1 protein-coding gene is annotated in these 379 nt (G+C 69.4%); it reads left to right on the top strand.

The genetic code is table 11. The features are described from left to right. A partial coding sequence (locus tag AC0IXA_RS27225) for a hypothetical protein (RefSeq protein ID WP_471814871.1) occupies positions 1-379 on the top strand: 379 nt, incomplete at both ends.

Raw genomic sequence — 379 nt, forward strand, 5'->3', positions numbered from 1 at the left:
GTGTACTTCAACGACGACTTCTTCGTCATGGAGAACGTCGAGGAGGTGCCGGTGCTGCACCGCGGCACGATCGCGGACGTCGTGGCGGCCACGCCGAGCAGCCTGTACCGGCGTGGCGCGCAGGCGACGGCGCTGAAGATGGAGCGGCTCGGGCTGGCCGAGGGCGGGCCGCTGCTGTCGTACGAGGTCCATGCGCCGATGATCCTCACCAAGCCCCGGATGCTGGAGGTCCTGGCGTACGCGTCGCAGCTGCCGGTGCTGCACAAGCGGAGCATGTACGGCAACCTGCACCGGATCGGTGGCGAGCAGGTCGTCGACGTGAAGGTGAAGGCCCTCGACGACCCCGGCCCGGACGGGCCGTGGCTGTCGACGTCCGACG

The organism is Pseudomonas sp. AC083, assembly GCF_979253165.1.